We start from the raw sequence: 21,989 nt of genomic DNA, 5'->3' as shown, positions 1-21,989 counted from the left end.
ATTACTTAATCTCCCAACGTACTGCAAACAAATGTTCTGTTTGACTTTGCTGTTCCAACTGTTCTAGGATATTATTGAATAATTCATCTCGTTTCTCGTTGATTTCGTCCTCCACATCAAAAATACTATGACGCAATCGTTTTCGTTTTTTCTCTAAATCTTGCAATTGTTTTTCTAAAACAGCAAACAGTTCCAAATTACTTGCTTGATTTTTCTCTCGTTTTACTTGCTTGATTCTATCATTGACTTCAACAATTGCTTCTTGTGCGGCTTTGATTTTATCATCTGCCCATTTATCCAAACGGTCGCTTTCTTGCTTGATTAAAACTGTTTGCGTTTCAGCGTGTTTAGCGGTCATACCACTAATAGCTCGCATAGCATTTGCAGACAAATCATCAGGTAAATGAATACTATGTGGCAATATTTGTGCTGATATGCCCAATAATTTACGACAAAAATCCTCATCCAGCCGCTCTTCCGCATCGGTTCTTGCGGTAAATACAAGCTGTTCTTGAGTTTGGTTTTTTCCATAAAATCCTAACTTATCAACCCATAACCAACCCGATTGCCCAAAATATTGTGCCAATACCGATAATTTAGTCGGGTGATGACTGTAATCAAATTGCAAATGAGCAACTTCAGTATTCACCTGCTTACAATAATCCAAGCACCATTCACCCAAAGGATGGTTAAGACGGTAATCCTGCCCTGTTTGTTTTTCTTTTTTCTGCAATTGATATTGCCCTGTTTTAGCGGATGAAATAGGTGATCGGTTCAGGTAAAATGATTTTTGTGCCTCATTAAAATGCGCATAATCTTGTAAGGCAAATTGGCTCGCTTGCCAAAAATAACGGCTGGTCTTATCCAACAATTGCTGACTTTGAGAAAGCTGGAGCTTTAAACGCTCGTGTACATCTTCGTCAAAATGGTCAAGTAAAGCCGAATTAGCAGTTTGCATGGCTTCTTGGATTTGCGTTTCCATTTCTTTTTGCAAATCATCAAAGGCTTGCTTGATGGACTCAGGGCTACGGCAACGGTCATAAATATGGGCAATGCGTTTTTCAAAATCCAAACCACTTTCAATTCGCCCCAAAATTTCGTCAGATGCACCGAATACCCCGTCAAACAACTTGAATTTTTCGCTCAACAATTCTAAAACACGTTGGTCAGCCTCATTTCTTTGATTCAAAAAGTTAATCACAACTACATCAAATTGTTGTCCGTAACGGTGACAACGCCCAATCCGTTGTTCAACACGCTGTGGATTCCACGGCAAATCATAGTTAATCAGTAATGAACAAAATTGCAAGTTCACACCTTCAGCAGCTGCCTCGGTGGCAATCATGATTTGGGCATGGTGTTTGAAGTAATCAATCAAAGCCGTACGCATGTCCACTTGTGGCGAACCGGTGATGTACTCGGCATTCGATTCATCTGCGAGCCATAACTGATAAATCTGCTTTGCATCTGCATGATAATTACTGCCTGAAAAACAGACCACTTTACCAGCATAGCCATGAGCCATTAAAAAATCATACAAATAGGCTTGTGTCCGCACACTTTCAGTAAAAATAATCGCTTTTTGTGGCGCACCATATGCAGCCATTTTAGAAAAACCCGTTTGCAAAGCAGTTAATAGGGCTGTGGCTTTGCTGTCGCTTTTTAATTGGCGGGTTTGCTCAATAAAACCTTCAATTTGACGAATTTCTTGGTTTAAATTTGGCACTTGTGTTTCAGGCTGCACGCCGTCATGGCTGTTATTTTCCCAATCTTCGTCTAAATCATCAGCTAAATCAGTTTCGTGTTCGCTCAATTGTGCAAACAAATCATCTTGCATCACTTGTTGTTCTTTTAGAGCATACAAGCGTTTTAAGATAATCTCCAAAGTATCAGCAACCGCATAAGGGCTGGATGCCAATAATTTACGCAAAATTAAGCCAATCAAATGACGCTGGCTTTTAGGTAAAGCCAAATTGTGTTCTTTAGCAATAAAATCTGATACCGCTTGATACAAAGCTTGTTCTTCATCGGTAGGGTAGAAATTTTGCGTGATGGTATGGCGTTTGGTGTAACGGATATATTCCAACACATCTTGACGTAACGTGCGTTTAACAACGCTGCGTAAGCGCTCTTTTAATTCCCCTATATTGTTTTCGTAAATAAATTCACGACGAAAAATTTTTTCATCACCAAACAAATGTTCATCCAATAAAGTAGATAAACCATACAATTCCATCAAACTGTTTTGTAATGGCGTAGCAGTCAGTAATAATTTTTTACGTCCGTGAAACGCAGTGCGTAATGCTTGTCCCATTTTGTTGCTGGCACGATGGGCATTACGCAGCTTATGTGCCTCATCAATCACCACGCAATCCCACAATTCACCTGCTAAAAGATCTGCCAATTTGGTGGCATAGTGGTAAGAAATAATAATAGCCTGCTTACCTACATTGTCGCGTAAAAAGTGAAGTAAACTTCCTTGATAACACTGTTTTAAAATCGTTTTATCTAACACAATGCATGACAGGGCAAATTTTTCAGTCAGCTCATTTGCCCATTGTTTACGCAATACCGCAGGGCAAACCACCAGCAAACGGCGTTTACGCTCTGCCCAAAGCTGACACAATACCAAGCCGGCCTCCACCGTTTTGCCCAAACCCACTTCATCGGCAAGCAATACGCCGCGTCCAAGCGGATTTTTCAATACAAACAACGCCGCATCAATCTGATGGGGATTTAAATCTACTTTGGCATTGAACAAGCCTTGAGAAATCCTCTCCACACCTTGATTGGAACGACACAAGATTTCGTGAGCAAAATATTTGGCTTGGTGCGCGGTAAACAACATGCTTATCCTTCCAGTATCATATTAAACATTTGTTTTAAATACACCTGATTATTATCCATAAACAAAATATGGTTATCGGTAAATTCTTGTGTACTAATATGCCCTGCATTGATTAAATCGGCTTGCTTGGTAATGGACAAAATGAAAGCAGACAAAATCGGGGTAGTGATGTTTAACTCACCTGCCAATATTTGTAATTCCTTATGTAAATTAAATTTGGCATGACCTAAATCCATATTGCGAATGCCTTTAGGATCAATCAAAGACAGCCATTGTTTGCCTGTTTGATTATCCACTAGCCACAGCAAAAAGTCGGGATAAAAATTACCTGCCAAAGCAAAACCCAAGCCTTTGGCTTTATTAGACGCATTACGCAGTAAATACAAGTCTTTGCCGTGTGTCCATTCGCTCAATTTGCCCCTTTTTTCGGCATCAATTAAATCTCTAACAAAAAGCCATTCGCTTTCATCAGCAATGGCAAGTGGCTGAATGCTAAACGGCAAATCGGCTCGTTTCAAACATGCAAAAATAGGCGCGTACAAATGACCGTTCAAACAGAGCATTTGTAGGCCGTTATCTCCACCATATATTTCTTTAATGCCGTTTTTCAGGCTGCCTGAACTGTTTGCCAACATTTCCAAATGTTGTTTAATAATTCTGCCCTCATCATTATCAGACAAACTAAATTGGTATTTGTCCAACATAGAGCCGTTGTCTTCATCCACTTCTACTACTTCGTAAAACCGCCTTTCATAAACCGATTTTAGTCGCTGATAAAAAGCACGGACATATTCCAACAATAAATCCGTCAAAATCTCTTGTTGCAACACAATTTGAGCAAAACTGTCTACTGCCAAAGCAGATTTAGGTATGTATAAATGATACCAATCGTTTTTTTCAGCAAATTGACGTAATTTATCTTTATCTAGTCGTAAGTTATACCAAGTTTGCTGATGCTTAAATTGACTAATGGTCAAATAAATTTTGTCCCAATCAAAAAAATTAAACAATGCTGTATTCAGCTTGGCTTCATAACGCTGCTCGTTTTTTGATAAAGCAATGGCATTGCCTTTACTGGTAATGCTTTGTACTTTAGCATAACGGTCTAGGCTAATTTCAATATCTTTAATCTTACCTTTCCATTTTTCAGGAATTTCAAATAGATAAATTTCTTTCTCCACCCGTTTAAATGACTGTTGGCGATTGCCTTTCACTTCTTCTTTTAGTCGTAAAGTTTTCAACTTTACTGCTGGTAAACGCTTTTGTACTGGAAAATCCAAAGTCAGCATTTCATCACTGCTTGCAATGTCTTCATCAGCAAGATATTGGCGGAATACTTCCATATAATCGGCATTAATACCAAAAATATTCAGTGTTTCCAATTTTTCCAAAAACATATCTTCAGGACGTATATTAGGCACAGAGCGTTTCAGCGACCCATCTTTACCTTTCAAACGCACACCACGCCCAAAAAGCTGAATAATTTGACTGCCTTCCCCTCTACCCATATTGAGTAAACCCATGGTAGAAACGCGCCAGCTTGACCAGCCTTCAGTAAATTTACGCGAACCAACCAAGATATTCACAGGCGATTGATGCTTATTGATTTGAGCAAATAAACCACCATTAAACTCATCACTTACTGCGTCAAATTCCTTAGCAAATTTTTCTTCTTGTGCTGTTTTAAGCAGACCAGACGCATCGCCAATATTAATCACGCCAAATTTTGTGCCATGTTCACCCAACGACAACGCCAATTCGCCATCGCTTTTTTTCAAATATGTCAAACGCAAACGGCTGGTATGACTTGCACCGAAAATTTTAAGCAACATATCTTGATACAAGCCATGCACATTCTCCTTAAAAGAGAGCAACGGCACAAACCGACCTTTAAAAATATGCTGATTTTTATCGTTCAATAATTGAGCATTGTCCTGCAATAAATCTTTAAGCCATTTTTGCACCGTTTGTGGCTCGTTCACAAAAAATGCCAGCTGTCTTATTACAGTCAAAACATCAGATTTTTCTACCTTTTGTTCTTCTGTTTCTTTATTGCTTTCTTTAACACGGTGTCCCACAAACACCATCAATGGCTTTTCAATATTCCAATCTGCCAATGCCGATTTGTGCTGTTCAAACAAATAAAGTTGTTGATAAAACGACAACAATCCCGCCACAAAATACAAGGGCAAATGTTTGTCAAAACCTTGTTTTTGAATATTTAAAATCAGGCTTTCTTTACCGTAGCCATCGTTATAAAAATGCTTGTAGGAATAATCAAACAACACCGATTTGGCATAGGTTTCCAGCACCGCCGTGGTGCGAACTTTTGCCATTTCCAGCTCATCAAGCGTTAATTTAGCTAAATCGTCTTCCGATAAACCTTTCAGCGAACCTTTGTTAAACAATAATTTGGCTTTGGCTTTTTGTTTTTCTTCTATTTGTTTGGCAATGGTTTTGCCATTTGCCACTGCTTGACCCAAAGTTGCCGAATATTCAAAAGCAAAACCACCTTTAACCAAAGCCTCACGACGTAACAACCATTGTTCACCTGATGTACCGCGATGTCCTTCGTCAACGAGTACCAAATTATTGCCGTCAAATGCTTCTACCGATACGGTTTTATCGCCCGATTTATCAGAAAGCTTATTGACATCAATAATTTCAATACCTAAACCAATACCTACCTCATCAATACTAAAATTAAATGTTGTCTGTGCTGTGATATTCTTATCAAAAAAACTGGCAGAAAATCCTGACCGTTCAAGCTCTTCTTTATGCTGACGGCTCAAACCCTCGTTTGGCGTGAGAACAATCACTTTATCGGGTTTTGCCGATTTACCTGCTTTAAAATAATGCAGATACTGCAAAATATTAACGTGCATCAACAACGTTTTACCCGAACCTGTGGCATTCCAAAACGCGATTTTATTCAAATCATTTAAACGGTAATCTTCAAAATTTTGCGCATGCTCACCCATGTCTTTAACGTATTGGGCTAACTGGGCATTGAGTACCGTTTGCAATTGCGATTTACGGTTGAAATACCAATCCAAATAAATTTCCGTAAACAGTAAAGACAAATACTGAAAATATTTGGGACGCAATTCATATCCGTCTTCCTGATTACGTTTAACGGTAATTTTTTGCCAATACTGCACCAAACGCAAATCGTAAGCCGCTAAATCTTGTGTAGAAAGCAGATTTTCATGATTAAAAAATAGTACATTGCTCAAACGGTGATAAAAATAACTGTGTCCGTCATTGGCAATAAAGGCATTTTCCTGCTCCACCCTTTCCAATACTGCTTTTAATTCAAGCAGCGATGTTTTGTGAAATAAAGACAACAACCAACGGTTTAAAATCAAATGTTGATTAAAATGAATTTTGCTTGCTTTTGCCATTATTCTTCCCCTGCAAACATCAATGCCAAAAATTCTGCTTCAATAGAACGGATTTTCAGGCTGCCGCTTTGTTCGCCGTCCCACACTGTTTCAAGCGTGTGGTCGCCATTAACATAAACTTGGCTGTATTCGCTGTCAGCAGGATTAATGCCCAAACGGTTAAAATGTTTTTGCAATTCCTCGTAGCCAACACACTGGCAATCGCGCCAAAAAATCAACGTTTTGTCGTCTGAATCTTGATTTGGCAAACGGCACTCTACTGCCACAAAACCTTGTTCGCTGCGTTTATCGTCCACACCAATGACTTTTGCCCCAATCAGGTAATTAAAGGTTTCCACCAAATCAATATTTTTTTCATCAAATGCCCCAGCACTATTCGTAGCAATTTTCAATTGATAATCAAACGGCTTAGCAAAATGCGACACATTCAGCAAGCTATCACGACTTTCAATATTCAGCATATAGTGGAGCAGATAGTCTTTTTTTGCCTCTTCTGTTGGTAATTCCCCTTGTCGCTTTTGAAGAACTAAATTATTCAGCGTATCTTCGTAACTTTCCAGTTTCAGCACTTTAACGATTTGTGGCACACCGTTTAGGCTGCTTGAATGTTTATCGGATGCTACAGGTTTGCCATCTTTCCATTCTTGGCTGTAAATCACTTTTTGCACACGCGGTTTGAGTACGGTATCAAAATATTCTCCCTGCTCTACAAGAATATATTGACGACGACCGTTATCTTCACGATTTAAGTTAATCACAGCATGAGCGGTTGTGCCACTCCCTGCAAAGTAATCTAAGACAATATCCTGTTTTTTAGAAACTATTTTAATACTATCTAGTACTGCAAAAATAGATTTTGGAAAATTAAATAGGTTGTTTCCTAAAACAGACTTCAATAAGTTTGTACCATTAAATTCAGATTGGTATTTTTTTTGCGCCCAGAAATTTTTAAATACTTGTTGCTCATAATATTTATGATAAATAACAATTCTTCCATTTTCCTTAACAGCTTTAAAATAATCATTTCCTTTATTTTGTTCAATAAAACTTTCTGGAATCACTTTCCAAGCATAATCCCCATTATCTGTTTGGGGATATAATTCAATATATTCAGGTTGGCTTACTGTTGATATTATTTTTAAATCGGGACTTACATAAAGAGGATACCAATTATTAGGCTTATTTTTTCTTGACCATGATGTCCTTGCACGAATAAAGTTTTCCCACCTATATTTACCTTTTTCATCTTTTTCTGTAAATGTTACCAACACTTCCTCATCAATAGCTACTTGATTAAATTCTGCTTTATTAATATTCTTAGCATAGCAAAACATATATTCACAATTTTCCGAAAAGAAGACAGCTTGATTTCTACCTTTTGGATTATGTTGTATAGGAATGATTGCAATTCTGTTTTCTTCTGTAAATATCTGATCTTGTAGTTTACCTAAATTAAATAATTCAGCATGATCAATAGCAGTAAATTGTATTGCTGATTGATGAGCTAGATTTAATCCCAGTAAAACTCTATCTTGTATTAAACTTACCCAACTTGAATGTTTATAACCATTTTTATATACAATAGGTGAAGCATTTGTATTATAAGGAGGATCAATATAAATACATTTTACCTGTTCCCGATAACGCGCTTGTAATAAATTCAGGGCTTGAAAATTATCTGAGTGAATCAGCGTACCATTGATATGGTCATCAAGACTGCCTGAAATTTGTGCCGATAAAGCAGTTAAAAGTTGCGATTGAAATTCATTAGGAAACAGCGAGGTATCCACTACCAAATAAGCATAGGGATTTGAAGCATTGGAAAAGTCCAAATCTTTATCATGCAAATCTTTTACTGAAAATAAATTTTCCCATTGCTCACGTTGTTTGGTATTAGCAAAAATGGCCTGATAAAATTGATTGGGAATATGATTTAAAGTAATCAAATAGTGGCAGTTAGCAACAAATTTCTTCTTTAACCATAATTTTTTCTGAAAATTTTCCAGTTGTGCCAAAAAGCTGATAATTTCCAATGCAATACTACGCAAGGTTTGAATTAGGCGTAAATTGGCTTCAATGTGGGCAAATGCTTGAGCAGATTGCACATCGTCCAAATTCATCACTTCATTTTTAATATAAAAATCCAATTCACGGCGCAAAAATCCGCCTAAATCTTTATGAATAAAATAGTCAGCAGTATTTTTTTGTGTGTAATCGGATAAATGTTTTTCCAATAAAGTGCGGTTGGGATTTTTTTCTGTGGGTTCCCGATCTGCCAATGCACTCCATGTGGTTTGCAATAAATCGTGAGACAGCAAGGTTTGCAAATCTTTTTCTAGGATTTTTTCTTGCTTTTCTGATTTTGCAAATGGCTTATAATCAAACAAAATGGTTAAGGTGTTACCGTCTTCACTTTGTGTAATGGGATTGATTTCAATGGTCTCGATTTCACCATCTTCATTTTCCTGCTCAATAATTTGAGCAACAGCCAGTGTAAACAGGCGTTTGGTATCGTTGTCTTTGCGGTTGTCTTTGGCGATATCGGCGCTGTTTAAACGGAAAAATACTGTGCGCTCATCATCTGCCAATGTAAAACGGTAGTTACTGAAATTTTCGCCTGATTTGGTGTAATACTGGTCTTTATTTGCCCAATGCAACAGCACTTCTTCACCGGCATAAGGAACTGCATAGGTATCGCCTTTGTAACGGCGCTGACTGATAAAATCGCCATCTTCGTAATAGCGACCAAAAAAGGTAAGCAAATGGCGGTAAACAGCGGTTTCGTTGTCGCCTGTGCTTTTTTGGGCTTGGACGATTTTATTTTTCAAATCTTGTACTTTTGGCGATTGTGTCGGGTCAATGCCTAAATCTTGGGCTTGTTTTTTGGCTTGCTCTAATTCGTTTGTCCAGCTTAAAACTTGTTCGCTTTGGTTTTCGCCAAAGGCTTGTTTGACGGCTTGTGGCAAGGTTTCACTCAAATAGCGTTCAATTTCTTGACTGCGTGTATTCAAAATGCGGTAAATGCCGAAATCCAAATCGGCACGGTCGATTTGAAAAATTTCTTTGAGTTTTCGGGTAAGCTCAATCAGTTGGGACATAAAAAACCTAATTTTTAAAAAATTTCCAAACGGGTATTTTACTCTATTTTATGGAATTCTTGTTATTTAATCGGGTTGTTTATTTTAATATATTAAATGTTTTGTACCTCACTATGTATTGATATTTATTTTGCAATTGAATTTACTGCTGCTAAATTATTCTCAATAAAAAAACACTGTCTTTGCCATACCAGACTGTATGAAACTACTAAAACCGTTACAATCGCTTACTGTTTTTCCAATGCCAAGGGTAAATGCCATGATTGATAAAAGCAGCCGTGCACTCGGTGATGTACTCTCGCAAATCGGCGATGGCGCCAGTATTATGATTGGCGGTTTCGGCGGGGCGGGACAGCCTGCGGGCTTGATTGACGGTTTGATTGAAACGGGTGCCAAAGATTTGGTGATTATCAGTAATAATGCGGGCAGCGGTGATGACGGTTTAAGCCGTTTGTTAAGCAGCGGGGCGGTACGCAAAATCATTTGTTCGTTTCCGCGTATGGCGGATTCGTGGGCGTTTGAAGAGCTGTACCGCGCCGGTAAAATTGAATTGGAACTGGTGCCGCAGGGCAATCTGGCGTGTCGGATTCAGGCGGCGGGTATGGGTTTGGGCGCGGTGTTTACGCCCACAGGCTTTGGTACGCTGTTGGCGGAAGGCAAGGAAACCCGTGAGATTGACGGGCGCGATTATGTGCTGGAATACCCGATTAAAGCCGATTTTGCTTTAATTAAAGCCCATCAGGGCGACCGTTGGGGCAATTTGGTGTACCGTAAATCGGGGCGCAATTTTGGTCCGATTATGGCAACGGCGGCTGCCGTTACCATTGCCGAAGTATCGGAAGTGGTGGAATTGGGCGAACTGAATCCCGAACACATCATTACCCCCGGTATTTTTGTCCGCCATATTGTTAAAATTTGAGGAGTTGCCCATGAATCCGCAAAAACGTAGCCGTGAAGACATTGCCCGCCGTGTAACACAAGACATTCCCGAAGGCGCATATGTGAATTTAGGTATTGGCCTGCCGACCAAAATTGCTGCTTATCTGCCTGCCGATAAAGAAATTTTCCTGCATTCGGAAAATGGTTTGCTGGCATTTGGCCCGCCGCCGCCCAAGGGCGAAGAAGACCCCGATTTAATCAATGCGGGCAAAGAATTTGTTACCCTGCTGCAAGGCGGCTGTTTTTTCCATCACGGCGATTCGTTTACCATGATGCGCGGCGGACATTTGGACATTTGCGTATTGGGCGCGTTTCAAGTGTCGGCGCAGGGCGATTTGGCAAACTGGCACACGGGCGCACCCGATGCCATTCCTGCCGTGGGCGGCGCGATGGATTTGGCAGTGGGCGCGAAAAAAGTGTGGGTAACCATGGAACATACCAGCCGCAGTGGCGAACCCAAAATTGTGGAAAAATTAAGCTATCCTGCCACAGGTTTGCGCTGTGTGGACCGCATTTACACCGATTTATGCGTATTGGACATTACCGAACAAGGTTTGTTGGTAACGGAAATGGTAGAGGGTTTAAGTTTTGCCGATTTGCAAAACCTGACTGCCGCGCCACTTTTGGCTGACAAACACATTAAATAAACCATTAAGCCGCAGTGTTTCAGGCAGCCTGAAAAAAAGCTGCGGCATTTTGCCACTCAAGTTAAGGAATAGCCCATGAATCCCAACGATGCTTATATTATTGACGTTGTCCGCACCCCGTTTGGACGTTATGGCGGCGCATTGGCGGCGGTGCGTACCGATGATTTGGGCGCAGAGCCGATTCGTGCCTTAATGAACCGCCACCCCGAATTGGACTGGGGCGCATTAGACGATGTGTTGCTCGGTTGCGCCAATCAAGCGGGTGAAGACAACCGCAATGTGGCGCGGATGTCGGCACTGCTGGCGGGTATGCCAACACAGGTTTCTGCCTCTACACTCAACCGCTTATGCGGTTCGTCTTTGGATGCTGTTTTAACCGCCAGCCGTGCCATTCGCAGCGGCGATGCCCATTTAATGATTGCGGGTGGCGTGGAAAATATGTCGCGTTCGCCCTATGTGATGGGCAAGGCAGAACAGGCTTTCGGACGCGCTCAAAAAATTGAAGACACCACAATGGGTTGGCGTTTTGTCAATCCCGAAATGAAAGCGCGTTACGGCGTGGACAGCATGCCGCAGACCGCCGAAAATCTGGTGGCGCAATTTGGCATCAGCCGCGAAGACCAAGACCGTTTTGCCCTTGCCAGTCAGCAAAAAGCCGCCGCCGCGAATGCCAAAGGCTTTTTTCAACGCGAAATTGTCCCTATCAGCATTCCACAGCGCAAAGGTGAACCGATTATCGTGTCGCAAGACGAACACCCGCGCCCCGAGACCACCTTGGCAGGTTTGGCAAAACTGAAACCCGTGGTGTTTGCCGAAGGCACGGTAACGGCAGGGAATGCTTCAGGCATCAACGACGGCGCGTCCGCCGCTCTGCTCACTTCAGGCAGCGCGGTGGCGCAATACGGTTTAACGCCACGCGCCCGCATTCTCGGTGGCGTTACCGTTGGGATTGAACCGCGCATTATGGGATTTGCGCCCGCGCCAGCCATTAAAAAATTGCTCGCCAAAACCAATATGCGTTTGGAAGACATTGATGTCATTGAATTAAATGAAGCTTTCGCCGCGCAAGCCTTGGCGTGTACCCGCGATTTGGGTTTGGCGGACGACGACCCGCGTGTTAATCCCAACGGCGGCGCGATTGCCATTGGGCATCCGCTGGGCGCATCGGGTACGCGCCTGCTGGCAACCGCCGTGAATCAGCTGGAAGTATCGGGCGGACGTTACGCGATTTGTTCAATGTGCATCGGTGTCGGACAGGGTATTGCGGTACTCATTGAACGATGCGGCTAAAGGTGACAAGCAGCCTTTCTCAATCAACTGCTTATCCCATTCAGGCAGCCTGCTGATGTCTTCCGAAATAAAATCAATAATGTGTCTGACTTTTTTGATGTTTTTGGAATTGGGTGGAAACACCGCGCGCAGGCTGTAGGGTGGGATAAAATATTCAGTTAAAACCGAAATCAAGCTGCCGTCTAACAGCGCGTCTTTGGCAACAATAGTCGGCAGACAAACAATTCCGCCACCGCCCACGGCAAAATCATGTAGCAAATGAATCGATGAAGAGCTGATTCGCGCCTGAATCGGAAATTCGTAAAATATTCTGTCAATTAAAAACTTGATTTTATTGCGCTCGGGATAGCCTGAGTAATAACCGATTTCAAACCGATGCAGATGTTCGGGCAAATACGGTACGCCGTATTCCGCCACAAAATCAGGCGAAGCGCACAACACGCGATTAACATGAAAAATCCGCCGTTCAATCAAACTTTCGCCCTTGGGCGGAAAAATCTGAAACGCCACATCAAAACCACCCGATACGGGGTCCACAATCTTATCGCTGACCACCAAATCTAACTCAATATCGGAATATAAACGGGTAAACCGCGCCAACTGTCTGCTGAAATACCCCAAACCGAATCCAGGTACCAAATGTATCCGCAAACGCCCTTTTAAATCGTTTTTTGCCAATGCCATATCGCTCATCAGCACTTCAAAACGGTTAAGCAGTTGGGCGCATTCGGCATAATACTGCTCGCCAATTTCAGACAGGCGCACGGAACGGGTATTGCGGTGAAACAGCGGCGCATCCACAAATTGCTCTAACTGGCGGATACGGGTGCTGATAACCGAACGCGCCACCCCCAACTGCTCGGCAGCCTGAACAAAACTTCCGCTTTGCGCCACCCGCACAAAGGCTTCCATACATTGCAGTTTGTCCATGACACACGTCCTTTCTGATTACTGCTGATGTTAAAAAAACAGCCTGACAGAGAACCGTCAAGCTGCTGGTAAATAATTTGAAAAAATAATGTTTTATACGAAGGCTGTCAATATTCAGGCAGCCTGTATCCAAAACTTCAATATCGGGCTTCAATTATTCAAAAGTCATGCGACAACCAAAATACCTGCCCGTCTTCCACCACAATATTTTCCGCCTGCAAAGAATGGGCTTTACACGGTCCATCTACACACAAACCCGTGTCCACTTCAAACATTGCCGAATGGTGGGCGCACATAATATAGCGGTTTTGATAGGTAAAAAAATGTCCCTGCGCGTTGTCCAACTGAATGGAAAAATGCGGACAAACATTGCGGTAGGCAAAACATGCGCCGTCTTTGTGAATCAAAACCATGCTGATGTCTTTGTGCTGCGGATGTGCCACTTTCAATACGCCCGCTTCCTGCACTTGGGCGTGTGCGCATAAGGGGATTTTCGCGTTTTCTGCCATAATTTATGCTTCCGTTAAAATAAAGTCGTATTCAATCAAGCGGTAATCTTGGTTGATACCGTATTGCTCGCGGCTTTGCTCGTCGGCTTGGCAGTCGCGGTAAGACACAATCAGGCGTTCTTTCACACCAAACACGGCATCGTTCTGCAAATATTCGTCGCCCGACAAAAACAAATGGGTCACCAAATGTTGATGTTGCGGCGATTCCAATTTGAAATGAATGTGTGCGGGTCGCCAAATATTGCGTTGGGCGTAGTTCAGCAAACGCCCCACCGTGCCATCAGACGGAATGGGGTAGCTGACGGGCAAAATGGTTTGAAAGGCATACGCGCCATCTTCGCGGCTGATAAACACACCGCGCAGATTATCGGCAGTCTGCTCGGGGTCTTGACCTGAATACATGCCGTTTTCGGCGGTTTGCCAAACGTCAATTTTCACGCCCGACAGGGGTTTGCCTTGGGTATCGCGCACGGTGCCGCGTACCAATACGGGTTTGTCGCTGCCCTGCCCGTCTTTAACGATGCTGGCAGCAAAGGGGCGCACGGGCATATTTTCGGCAAAAAACGGTCCGAACACGGTGGAGGGGGTTTGCACATCGTTTTTTTCATGCAAAATCTGGTCCATCAGCATGGACACGCCCAATACGTCTGATAATAAAATGTATTCCTGCCGTTTTTCATCACACAATTTGCCTGTGTCGGTTAAAAATTGAATGGCGTTTAACCATTCGTCTTCATTGGGTTGCACTTCTTCTACATATTCGTGCAATTTACGAATCAGGGTGGTGATTAAAAAACGGTGGCGTTCGTTGTCTATTTGTTGAAAACTGCGGATAACTTGTTCGGTAAGCGGGTTCATGGCGATGTGTTCCTGATGATGAAAAAAAGGCGTTTCAGACAGCCTGAAACGCCTTGTCCTTAACGCGGCGGCAAGCCGTGATGGGCTTTGTTTAATAAATCGTACAGTTCGTCATACACATAGGGGCGCGGATTGTAGTAAGGGCTGTCGCACACAATTTGCGCGACTTCTTGTGCGCCGTGTTCGGGCAAGCCGATTTCTGCCAATGCCATCGGAATGCCTAAAGATTGATTCAAACGGTACAGTACCATGCCGCAATCTTGCGGGTCGTCAATGCCTAAAGCTTCTGCCAAACGGCTCATGGCTTCATCATCGGCGTTGCGGTTGTAATGCACCGAATAAGGCAGAACAATGGCGTGGGCTTGGGCGTGCGGCAGATTGAACGTACCGCCTAGGGTGTGGCAGATTTTGTGGTGAACCGCCATGCCTACTGCACCCAAACACATTCCCGCCAGCCATGCACCGTAAAAGGCTTGGGCGCGCGCGTCTTCATCTTGCGGATTTTGCACAATGGCAGGCAAAGAACGGCTGAGAGCGCGTACCGATTCGCTTGCCATCATGCTGATAATCGGGTTTTTGTTTTCGGCATACAAGGCTTCTACGGCGTGTGCCATGGCGTTAATGCCTGAAGCGGCAGAAATACCTGCGGGCAGAGTGAGGGTTAAATCGGGGTCGTACACCACCACTTTGGGCAAAACGCGCAAATCTTTACCGGTGGTTTTGCGTCCGTTTTCGGTTAAACCGTAAACGGCGGTCATTTCGCTGCCTGCGTAGGTGGTCGGCACAGCAGCAATCGGGGTAGCGGTTTCCAAGGCAACGGCTTTTGCCAAACCGATGGTAGAACCGCCACCCAATGCCACACAGCAATCTATTTGCTGTTCGCGCACATAAGCCACAGCAGCTTGCGCCACTTCGGTGGGAACGTGCATCACGGCGTGCGGATACACGCCTGCTGCCAAATCGCCCAGTTCGGCTGCCAAACGTTCGCCTGCGGGCTGTTGGTCGGGGGTGGTCATCACCAAAACGCGGCGATAACCGTTTTCCTGCAAAATACCGCGCAATTCACGGATGCGTCCTTTGCCAAAGTAAACATTTAAGGGTAAGTTTTGATAGTGGAACGGGAACATGGCGATTCCTTATAATAAGTTGGCGTTTCAGGCAGCCACGATAAAGAATATGGCTGCCTGAAACCGTTTTACGGCAAAGGGTTATTTGCTGCGGTCAAAATGCGGTGGGATTTTCGCGTCCACATTGACCCATACGGATTTGGCTTCGGTGTAATCGTGAATGGCTTCAAAGCCCATTTCGCGACCGTAACCCGATTTGCCGACACCGCCGAAGGGACTGCCTGGATTCACGCGTTTGTAGCTGTTAATCCAGCACATACCTGCGCGGATTTCGCGGGCAAAACGGTGAGCGCGTTGCAGGTTTTTCGTCCACAAGCCGCTGCCCAAACCGTATTCGGTGCTGTTGGCAATCGCCAAGGCTTCCGCATCGTCTTTAAAACGCAAAACGGTAACAAACGGTCCGAACACTTCTTCTTGCGCCACGCGGTCAGACGGTTTGGCTTCCACCACGGTTGGCAAAACATAGTAGCCGTTTTTCAGGGCTTCATCTGCGGGGGCTTTACCGCCGGTCAGGATTTTTCCGCCCTGCTCTACCGCAATTTCGGCGTAAGACAATACTTTGTCACGGTGGGCGGCGGACGTGAGCGGACCCATTTCGGTTTCGGGGTCTTGCGGACTGCCCAAACGGATGGATTGCGCCAATTTCACAAATTTTTCCAAGAAAGCATCGGCAATGGATTCGTGCAACATCAGGCGCGAACCCGCAATACAGGCTTGACCCTGATTGTGGAAAATCGCCCACGCCGCGCCATTTACCGCCGCATCAATATCGGCATCTTCAAACACAATATTCGCGCCTTTGCCGCCCAATTCCAACTGCACGCGTTTCAGGTTGCCTGCGGACGCACGGACAATATTTTGTCCCGTTAAGGTAGAACCCGTAAACGCCACTTTGGCAATGTCTTCATGCTCGGCAATGCGCTGTCCTGCGGTTTGACCGTAGCCCGCAACAATATTCACCACGCCATCAGGGAAACCTGCTTTTTGAATCAATTCAGCGATTTTCAGGGTGGATAAGGGGGTCAGTTCAGAAGGTTTCATCACCACCGTGTTGCCCGCCGCCAAAGCAGGACCCAGCTTCCAACTGGTAAACATTAACGGGAAATTCCACGGTACAATCTGCCCGACCACGCCCACAGGTTCGCGGGTAACATAGTTTAAAAAGCCCTGTTCAACGGGAATCACGGAACCTTGAATTTTGTCCGCCATTCCGCCGAAATAACGGAAACAAGCAGCGGTACGCGGCACGTCCAAACGGCGTGAATCGCGGATGGGGTGTCCCGTGTCCAAAGATTCCAATTGCGCCAGCTCTTCGGCATGTTCTTCAATTAAATCAGCCAGTTTTAATAATAATCTGCCGCGCTCGGCAGCAGGGGTTGCTGCCCATGCGGGAAAGGCTTTTTTGGCAGCGGCAACGGCGATGTCCACGTCTTCGGCTTCGGCAGCAGCGATTTTGGTAATCAGCGTACCATTGGCGGGATTCAACACATCAATGGTACCGCCTTTTTGTGCGGGAACAAATTTGCCGTTGATAAATAATTCTGTATTCATAAGAAAATCCTTTATTAAGCGATACCGCGCCTGTTAAGGCTGCGGGGACAAGACGAATTAAACAGATGTTTAATCCCTACTAAAAATATTTCAGGCAGCCGCGCCGTTTTACAGACACGGCTGCCTGAACCGTTTTAGAACTGAACCGGATACGGCGGCAGTTCGCCCGATTCGTATTTTTCAGGCAGATTAGGCGTGGCGTTTTCCCATACCAGCAGCATGGAACGCTTGGTAGAATAACCCTGATGGCGGATATTGGCAGGCATCGCAGCAATATCGCCCGGTTTCATAATCAAACGCGCAATCGGCGTGCCGTCGTTTTTATCGGCGATGTCCCAAGTGATTTCGTCTGAAAGCTGCAAGAACCATTCTACGCGGTCGTTACCGTGAAAAATCGGCAAAATATATTCTTCGGTGGTCGGGCAGAACAGACTTTCTTTGCACACGGAAGTCACAGACGGATTCCACGTTACATCGGAACGCGACAGGTATTTAAACAGGTTAAACCCGCCCAATTGTCCTTCAAAACCCGGTTCGCAATGGATAAACGGCTCGTCTTGCACCACATCTTGAAACTGACGGTTTACCGGCAAATCATCACGCAGCGGCGAATCATCGGGCAAGCCCGGCATACGCTTGGTGGCAATGCGGTAGCGGTCAATCGCTTCTTCATTGCTGCCGTCTTTACGACCAAACGCGCTGCCTGTTTCTTCGGGCGCAGCAAACGGGTCAAAGCCATCGTTTACCCAATCATGCAAAATCGCCTTAAACGTTGCCATAATCAGCGGCGTTTCAAAGTTTTCAATGTAATCCACGCCCGCATCTTTTAATACGCCGTTAAACGTACCCGCATACAAATCCACGCTGCCATAGTGGTTGCGCGTACCAATCACATGGTCAAAGTTTACCCAGCCATAGAAAAAGCCCCACGCCACATCACGCATCAGCGCACGCAAAAACGCATCGGCAGACATCAGATGGGAATGCTCATGACCATTAACTTCCCACACAATTTTGGCGAAATATTCATCGCGCTCAAAGCGGAACTTGCCCAAGCTAAACGCATGGTAGCCCGTCAAGTCATTCAATTCGCCAACTTTTACGCCTGCGCCCACAAACTCTTCTAATTTTTTGTCCATTTTGGTCTCTCCCAAGATAACGGATTATTGAATACAGATGCTGTGCCACTTTTCAACCGAAAGCGGACCTTTAATGGTTTGCACCAACATCACGCCCGGTTTGGCGGCTTCAAAGCGGTAAGCACAATTGGCAGGCAAAATCGCCTGATGTCCCTGTTTCAACACCGCATAACCCATCGCCTGACCATCGGGTTTGTCACCCGCAGCGTGTGTGCCTTCTTGCTCTTCCGACACCAAAGGTTGCGCCAGCTTCAGATAATCCACGCGCACTTCACCGTCCAACACAATCACAAACTCATCATGTGAAGCGGTAAACCATTGCGACTGACCTTCCGCACGCAGCGACTCAATCACAAACTTCATGTTCATGCCCACTACGCTTTTTTCGTAGGGTGCCGATTGCGAAGCCACTTCAAACACATTAGAAAAAGCATAATTGCCTGCTTCTCCGCTAATCAGCTGGATAGAACCTTTTTCATAATGATCCAAGCTGCCAAACTGGGTGGCTTTCGCCGTATTTTGATTCATGGCATGTCTCCAATTAATCTAAAAATTGTTTTCTTGCACCGTTGCCGCTGCAAGCTGTCTGCTAAATTACAGGCAATCCCCACCCGCCACAATTCAGCAGCAAGCGACAAGACTGTTTGTTTTATACAAACAATCTTTTTTCACGGAAAACGCCCTGCCCTACCCTTTTTCATTCCAGCCAAAAATAAAATTCAACATTAAAAATTAAATATTTAGTTAAATTTTAAATTTAAGGAAATAGACTTTTCCGCTTTTTTCAATAGGTATCGGCATATCTGATGGCAGCCATTCAAACTGTTATTACTGCTGAAAAAGCGTCCAATCTGGTCTTCAATTTTGTTGTCCTCTATCCCTTTCAAACACAAAAAAACACCCTGCCGTTTATCCGACAGGGTGTTTTGACATCATGAACTATAGTTGATAAAAATAAAAACGAGACAAGGCGACAACACCCGCCGTGTACGGGTAGTACATCAGGGCGTTGGCAACGCTATATCGTTGCGATTTTAATCAACTATAACCCGAATTTTTCTCTTTGCGCCATTGTGCAGGCTGCGTGGGTTTGCGCCCCCGCCACAAACCCAGTTTCTTACGCCGCGCCGTCTGCTCCGCCACCACATACGCCTTTGTCCCCTGATACGCCCAAGCCATGCCATGCTCCACCATGGTTAAATTCACACTGTGGCGCAAACGCAAAGTAAACACTTCCGCCAACACCCGTCCATAACGGTCATGATTGGGCGCACACACCAATAACACCGTTTTTCCTTGTGTCTGTTTTTGCAAAAAGCGCGTTGCATCTTCACCAAAACGCTGTTTGCTTTCCGGCGCATCAATATATTGCATCCTTACCTTTACCGTACGCGACCAAGCCATTTTCACATTTAAGGTGTCGCCATCCACCACATTCAGCACGCGCGCAAAATGCCAACGCTTATTGCGGATTTGTCCCTTAAATTTGCTCCATAACCACACCCGCCACAGCACAGGGCACAAGCACCACACCAATCCGCACAATAATAAACACGCCAAAACATGTTGCCACGTCAGCTCGCCCCATTGTTGTCGGAACACAATTCGCAGCACACCGCCAAGCTGCTGCCACCACCAGCCCAAGTAATCAAAAATATTCATATATAATCGTTTTTGCCATTGAGATTAAAAAATAAACATTTTATTTTTCAGAAAAAACTTTTTCGCGGACGCGAAAACAACCCGCATTTAAAAAGAGTAGGGGCATTTTCGCGTCCGCGAAAATACCCCCGTTTTTTTTTAAACTTTCTGCTGCCAAAGCGCAAACAAATCCACCCAATCCAAATGATTGCGTTTTTCTACACCCTGCAAAAACGCCCACAATGCCAATTGTCCCAAGCCTTGTTCGGCAAACACCTTCGCAGCAAATTGTTTGGCAACATGGTGGCTTAAAGCCGTTTCAGATTGCCCACGCACAAAATGGGGCATCAGCACATCAGCCAAACGCGCCAATTCTGCTTCCGATACCGTATTCAACATATCCGCAGCCGTTTGTCTGCCCGCAGCAATTTCCGTTTGCCAATAATGCAACCATTGATTGAAATCATCGGTTTCGGGTGCGACAGAACGGATGTTTTTCTTGGGTTTTACCCGTTCTTTTACGGCTTTGGCTTTGGCACGCGCATCGGCCTGACCGCGCGTTTGTTTTAAATCATCCACCAATTGTTTGGCTGCCAAGCTGTCTTGTTTTTCTACCGTTTTAACTAAATTAATCACTTCCAAATCGGCGCTGATGTTTTCCTGCACCAAACGTTGCGCCTGTTCGGGCAAATTCAGTAAACCCAACATTTTAGAAAGCCACGCACGACTTTTATTATGCTTTGCCAATACCGCTTCCACCGAACCGAGTTTATCCAAATCCCGCTGAATTTTCAGTGCTTCTTCTTGTTGGGTCAGGTTTTTGCGCTGAATATTTTCTGCTAATTGTGCGTCTTCGGCTTCTTCATCACTTAAGTTTTGAATGTGCGCGGGAATGCTGCTTAATCCTGCCAACTGCGCGGCACGAAAACGGCGCTCGCCTGCAATCAGCTCGTAACCGCTGCCATTGGGCGCAGGGCGCAGCAAAATCGGCTGCAACACACCGCGCTGCTTGATGCTTTCCGCCAATTCGGATAAAGAATTGGTTTCATCTTCAAAATGTTTGCGGATTTGCTCTTTGACTTGAATATCGCTTAAAGGCACAACCGTTAAAGTGGTTTGATTGCCGCCAAACAAGGCATCTACGCCCGTTCCCAAAATGTCTAATGCGTTTAAATAGGCTGTCATGATAATTTTTCCAAAATCCGTTCGCAGGCAGCGCGCCATTCTTTGGCGGCGCGGATATGTCCTTCACCACTCACTTTTGTCCACACGGGAATGCGTTTGGCAATGGCTTTCCGAATCGGGGCGCGTTCGGGCAAAGTGGTTTCCAAAATGGCATCGCCATAACGCTCGCGTAATAATGCCAAACTTTCTTGCTCTTCGCTGCTGCGGTTATTGGTTTTCATCGGCAAAATGCCGATGTGTTGCAAAGTGGGATTAAAGCCTTGTGTGCGGATAATATGAATGGTCTGCATCAAATCCGCTACGCCCGACAATTCGTACAAACCCATAGAAACAGGCGTAACCACCGCATCGGCCGCTGCCAATGATGCCATCAAACGCACACCCAAAAGCGGCGGGGTGTCAATAATGCACAAATCAAAACCAATGGCTTCAGGTAGTTGTCTCAACCATTGTTTGGGGCGGTGAATCACGGCATTGTCGGCGCGGTCAATCGACAATAAGGCATTATCAGCGCGGATAATCGCCAAAGTACCGTGCAGTCTTTCTACGGGAAGTGTAGGTAAAACATTGGCATACAACATAGAAGCCAATAGGGTAGGGGGGGGATTGGATGTGCTTTGCGCAGGCGGAAAAGACAAACCCAAACTGCCCTGTTTGTCCATATCCAACAACAGAACACGCTTGCCCTGCTCAATCGCCGCATAAGCCAAATGCACTGCCAAAGTGCTTTTTCCCACCCCGCCTTTTTGGTTGGCAACCGCAAGAATTTTCATGTACGAATATTCCCATTAGAAAAATTATCAAGCGATTATAAATGGAAAAC

17 protein-coding genes are annotated in these 21,989 nt (G+C 44.5%); 4 read left to right on the top strand and 13 right to left on the bottom strand.

Annotated elements, in window-relative coordinates; genetic code table 11:
• Position 1: 1 nt before the first annotated feature.
• From H3L98_RS00160 to H3L98_RS00150, 3 genes are read right to left on the bottom strand one after another with little or no spacing between them, the layout of a single operon-like run.
• Positions 2 to 2,848, bottom strand: coding sequence for an SNF2-related protein (locus H3L98_RS00160; protein ID WP_027022280.1), 2,847 nt, complete (start codon positions 2,846 to 2,848; stop codon positions 2 to 4).
• Between the two features lie 2 nt (positions 2,849 to 2,850).
• A complete protein-coding gene (locus H3L98_RS00155) occupies positions 2,851 to 6,252 on the bottom strand; it encodes a DEAD/DEAH box helicase family protein (RefSeq protein WP_027022279.1) in 3,402 nt (1,133 codons plus the stop codon).
• Positions 6,252 to 9,350 carry a site-specific DNA-methyltransferase gene (locus H3L98_RS00150; protein ID WP_027022278.1) on the bottom strand — a complete coding sequence of 1,033 codons (3,099 nt, stop codon included), beginning with the start codon at positions 9,348 to 9,350 and terminating at the stop codon, positions 6,252 to 6,254. Before H3L98_RS00150 ends, H3L98_RS00155 begins: the two co-directional genes overlap by 1 nt.
• A gap of 259 nt (positions 9,351 to 9,609) precedes the next feature.
• On the opposite strand from H3L98_RS00150, the gene H3L98_RS00145 reads away from it, so the two are divergent.
• From H3L98_RS00145 to pcaF, 3 genes are all read left to right on the top strand, one after another.
• Positions 9,610 to 10,269: a 3-oxoacid CoA-transferase subunit A gene (locus tag H3L98_RS00145; protein ID WP_027022277.1), complete on the top strand. Its 660-nt coding sequence runs from the start codon at positions 9,610 to 9,612 to the stop codon at positions 10,267 to 10,269.
• A 10-nt stretch (positions 10,270 to 10,279) separates the two neighbouring features.
• Positions 10,280 to 10,936, top strand: a complete 657-nt coding sequence (locus tag H3L98_RS00140; RefSeq protein ID WP_027022276.1) for a 3-oxoacid CoA-transferase subunit B — start codon at positions 10,280 to 10,282, stop codon at positions 10,934 to 10,936.
• Positions 10,937 to 11,011: 75 nt separating this feature from the next.
• Complete coding sequence (pcaF, locus tag H3L98_RS00135; protein WP_027022275.1) at positions 11,012 to 12,226, top strand: 3-oxoadipyl-CoA thiolase; 1,215 nt, start codon at positions 11,012 to 11,014, stop codon at positions 12,224 to 12,226.
• Here the strand turns inward: pcaF and H3L98_RS00130 are convergent.
• From H3L98_RS00130 to H3L98_RS00100, 7 genes are all read right to left on the bottom strand, one after another.
• Positions 12,170 to 13,156 (bottom strand): LysR family transcriptional regulator, encoded by a 987-nt coding sequence (locus H3L98_RS00130; protein WP_051532105.1) that lies wholly within the window; start codon positions 13,154 to 13,156, stop codon positions 12,170 to 12,172. The two genes, pcaF and H3L98_RS00130, sit on opposite strands and share 57 nt — an antisense overlap.
• A 158-nt stretch (positions 13,157 to 13,314) precedes the next feature.
• On the bottom strand, positions 13,315 to 13,665 hold the full coding sequence (locus H3L98_RS00125; RefSeq protein WP_027022274.1) for a Rieske (2Fe-2S) protein: 351 nt from the start codon (positions 13,663 to 13,665) through the stop codon (positions 13,315 to 13,317).
• A gap of 3 nt (positions 13,666 to 13,668) precedes the next feature.
• The gene (locus tag H3L98_RS00120; protein ID WP_027022273.1) at positions 13,669 to 14,523 is read right to left on the bottom strand and encodes a dioxygenase family protein; all 855 of its coding nucleotides are present in this window, start codon (positions 14,521 to 14,523) and stop codon (positions 13,669 to 13,671) included.
• A gap of 59 nt (positions 14,524 to 14,582) precedes the next feature.
• Positions 14,583 to 15,650, bottom strand: coding sequence for a maleylacetate reductase (locus H3L98_RS00115; protein ID WP_027022272.1), 1,068 nt, complete (start codon positions 15,648 to 15,650; stop codon positions 14,583 to 14,585).
• A gap of 81 nt (positions 15,651 to 15,731) precedes the next feature.
• Positions 15,732 to 17,201, bottom strand: coding sequence for an aldehyde dehydrogenase family protein (locus H3L98_RS00110; protein ID WP_027022271.1), 1,470 nt, complete (start codon positions 17,199 to 17,201; stop codon positions 15,732 to 15,734).
• Between the two features lie 134 nt (positions 17,202 to 17,335).
• Positions 17,336 to 18,340: a hypothetical protein gene (locus tag H3L98_RS00105; protein ID WP_027022270.1), complete on the bottom strand. Its 1,005-nt coding sequence runs from the start codon at positions 18,338 to 18,340 to the stop codon at positions 17,336 to 17,338.
• A 24-nt stretch (positions 18,341 to 18,364) separates the two neighbouring features.
• Positions 18,365 to 18,868 (bottom strand): cupin domain-containing protein, encoded by a 504-nt coding sequence (locus H3L98_RS00100; protein ID WP_027022269.1) that lies wholly within the window; start codon positions 18,866 to 18,868, stop codon positions 18,365 to 18,367.
• 278 nt (positions 18,869 to 19,146) lie between these two features.
• Between H3L98_RS00100 and H3L98_RS10970 the strand changes: the two genes are divergently transcribed.
• Positions 19,147 to 19,278 carry a hypothetical protein gene (locus H3L98_RS10970; RefSeq protein ID WP_276512617.1) on the top strand — a complete coding sequence of 44 codons (132 nt, stop codon included), beginning with the start codon at positions 19,147 to 19,149 and terminating at the stop codon, positions 19,276 to 19,278.
• Positions 19,279 to 19,378: 100 nt separating this feature from the next.
• On the opposite strand, the gene H3L98_RS00095 is transcribed toward H3L98_RS10970, so the two are convergent.
• The 3 genes from H3L98_RS00095 to H3L98_RS00085 all read right to left on the bottom strand — a co-directional run bounded on the left by H3L98_RS00095 (position 19,379) and on the right by H3L98_RS00085 (position 21,939).
• Positions 19,379 to 20,002, bottom strand: coding sequence for a thermonuclease family protein (locus tag H3L98_RS00095; RefSeq protein ID WP_051532104.1), 624 nt, complete (start codon positions 20,000 to 20,002; stop codon positions 19,379 to 19,381).
• Positions 20,003 to 20,140: 138 nt separating this feature from the next.
• Complete coding sequence (locus H3L98_RS00090; RefSeq protein WP_051532103.1) at positions 20,141 to 21,166, bottom strand: ParB/RepB/Spo0J family partition protein; 1,026 nt, start codon at positions 21,164 to 21,166, stop codon at positions 20,141 to 20,143.
• Complete coding sequence (locus H3L98_RS00085) at positions 21,163 to 21,939, bottom strand: ParA family protein (RefSeq protein ID WP_027022268.1); 777 nt, start codon at positions 21,937 to 21,939, stop codon at positions 21,163 to 21,165. The genes H3L98_RS00090 and H3L98_RS00085 overlap by 4 nt, the downstream gene beginning before the upstream one ends.
• Between the last annotated feature and the right edge of the window lie 50 nt (positions 21,940 to 21,989).

The sequence above is a fragment of the Conchiformibius steedae genome (assembly GCF_014054725.1).
GTDB classification, from domain to species: domain Bacteria; phylum Pseudomonadota; class Gammaproteobacteria; order Burkholderiales; family Neisseriaceae; genus Conchiformibius; species Conchiformibius steedae.
Note: the sequence above shows the minus strand (reverse complement) of the source record. Positions and strands in the feature narration are given on the sequence as shown.

Coding starts and splice junctions, on each gene's coding strand:
- H3L98_RS00160 (WP_027022280.1), bottom strand. CDS start 2,848: ATGTTGTTTACCGCGCACCAAGCCAAATATTTTGCTCACGAAATCTTG.
- H3L98_RS00155 (WP_027022279.1), bottom strand. CDS start 6,252: ATGGCAAAAGCAAGCAAAATTCATTTTAATCAACATTTGATTTTAAAC.
- H3L98_RS00150 (WP_027022278.1), bottom strand. CDS start 9,350: ATGTCCCAACTGATTGAGCTTACCCGAAAACTCAAAGAAATTTTTCAA.
- H3L98_RS00145 (WP_027022277.1), top strand. CDS start 9,610: ATGATTGATAAAAGCAGCCGTGCACTCGGTGATGTACTCTCGCAAATC.
- H3L98_RS00140 (WP_027022276.1), top strand. CDS start 10,280: ATGAATCCGCAAAAACGTAGCCGTGAAGACATTGCCCGCCGTGTAACA.
- pcaF (WP_027022275.1), top strand. CDS start 11,012: ATGAATCCCAACGATGCTTATATTATTGACGTTGTCCGCACCCCGTTT.
- H3L98_RS00130 (WP_051532105.1), bottom strand. CDS start 13,156: ATGGACAAACTGCAATGTATGGAAGCCTTTGTGCGGGTGGCGCAAAGC.
- H3L98_RS00125 (WP_027022274.1), bottom strand. CDS start 13,665: ATGGCAGAAAACGCGAAAATCCCCTTATGCGCACACGCCCAAGTGCAG.
- H3L98_RS00120 (WP_027022273.1), bottom strand. CDS start 14,523: ATGAACCCGCTTACCGAACAAGTTATCCGCAGTTTTCAACAAATAGAC.
- H3L98_RS00115 (WP_027022272.1), bottom strand. CDS start 15,650: ATGTTCCCGTTCCACTATCAAAACTTACCCTTAAATGTTTACTTTGGC.
- H3L98_RS00110 (WP_027022271.1), bottom strand. CDS start 17,201: ATGAATACAGAATTATTTATCAACGGCAAATTTGTTCCCGCACAAAAA.
- H3L98_RS00105 (WP_027022270.1), bottom strand. CDS start 18,340: ATGGACAAAAAATTAGAAGAGTTTGTGGGCGCAGGCGTAAAAGTTGGC.
- H3L98_RS00100 (WP_027022269.1), bottom strand. CDS start 18,868: ATGAATCAAAATACGGCGAAAGCCACCCAGTTTGGCAGCTTGGATCAT.
- H3L98_RS10970 (WP_276512617.1), top strand. CDS start 19,147: ATGGCAGCCATTCAAACTGTTATTACTGCTGAAAAAGCGTCCAATCTG.
- H3L98_RS00095 (WP_051532104.1), bottom strand. CDS start 20,002: ATGAATATTTTTGATTACTTGGGCTGGTGGTGGCAGCAGCTTGGCGGT.
- H3L98_RS00090 (WP_051532103.1), bottom strand. CDS start 21,166: ATGACAGCCTATTTAAACGCATTAGACATTTTGGGAACGGGCGTAGAT.
- H3L98_RS00085 (WP_027022268.1), bottom strand. CDS start 21,939: ATGAAAATTCTTGCGGTTGCCAACCAAAAAGGCGGGGTGGGAAAAAGC.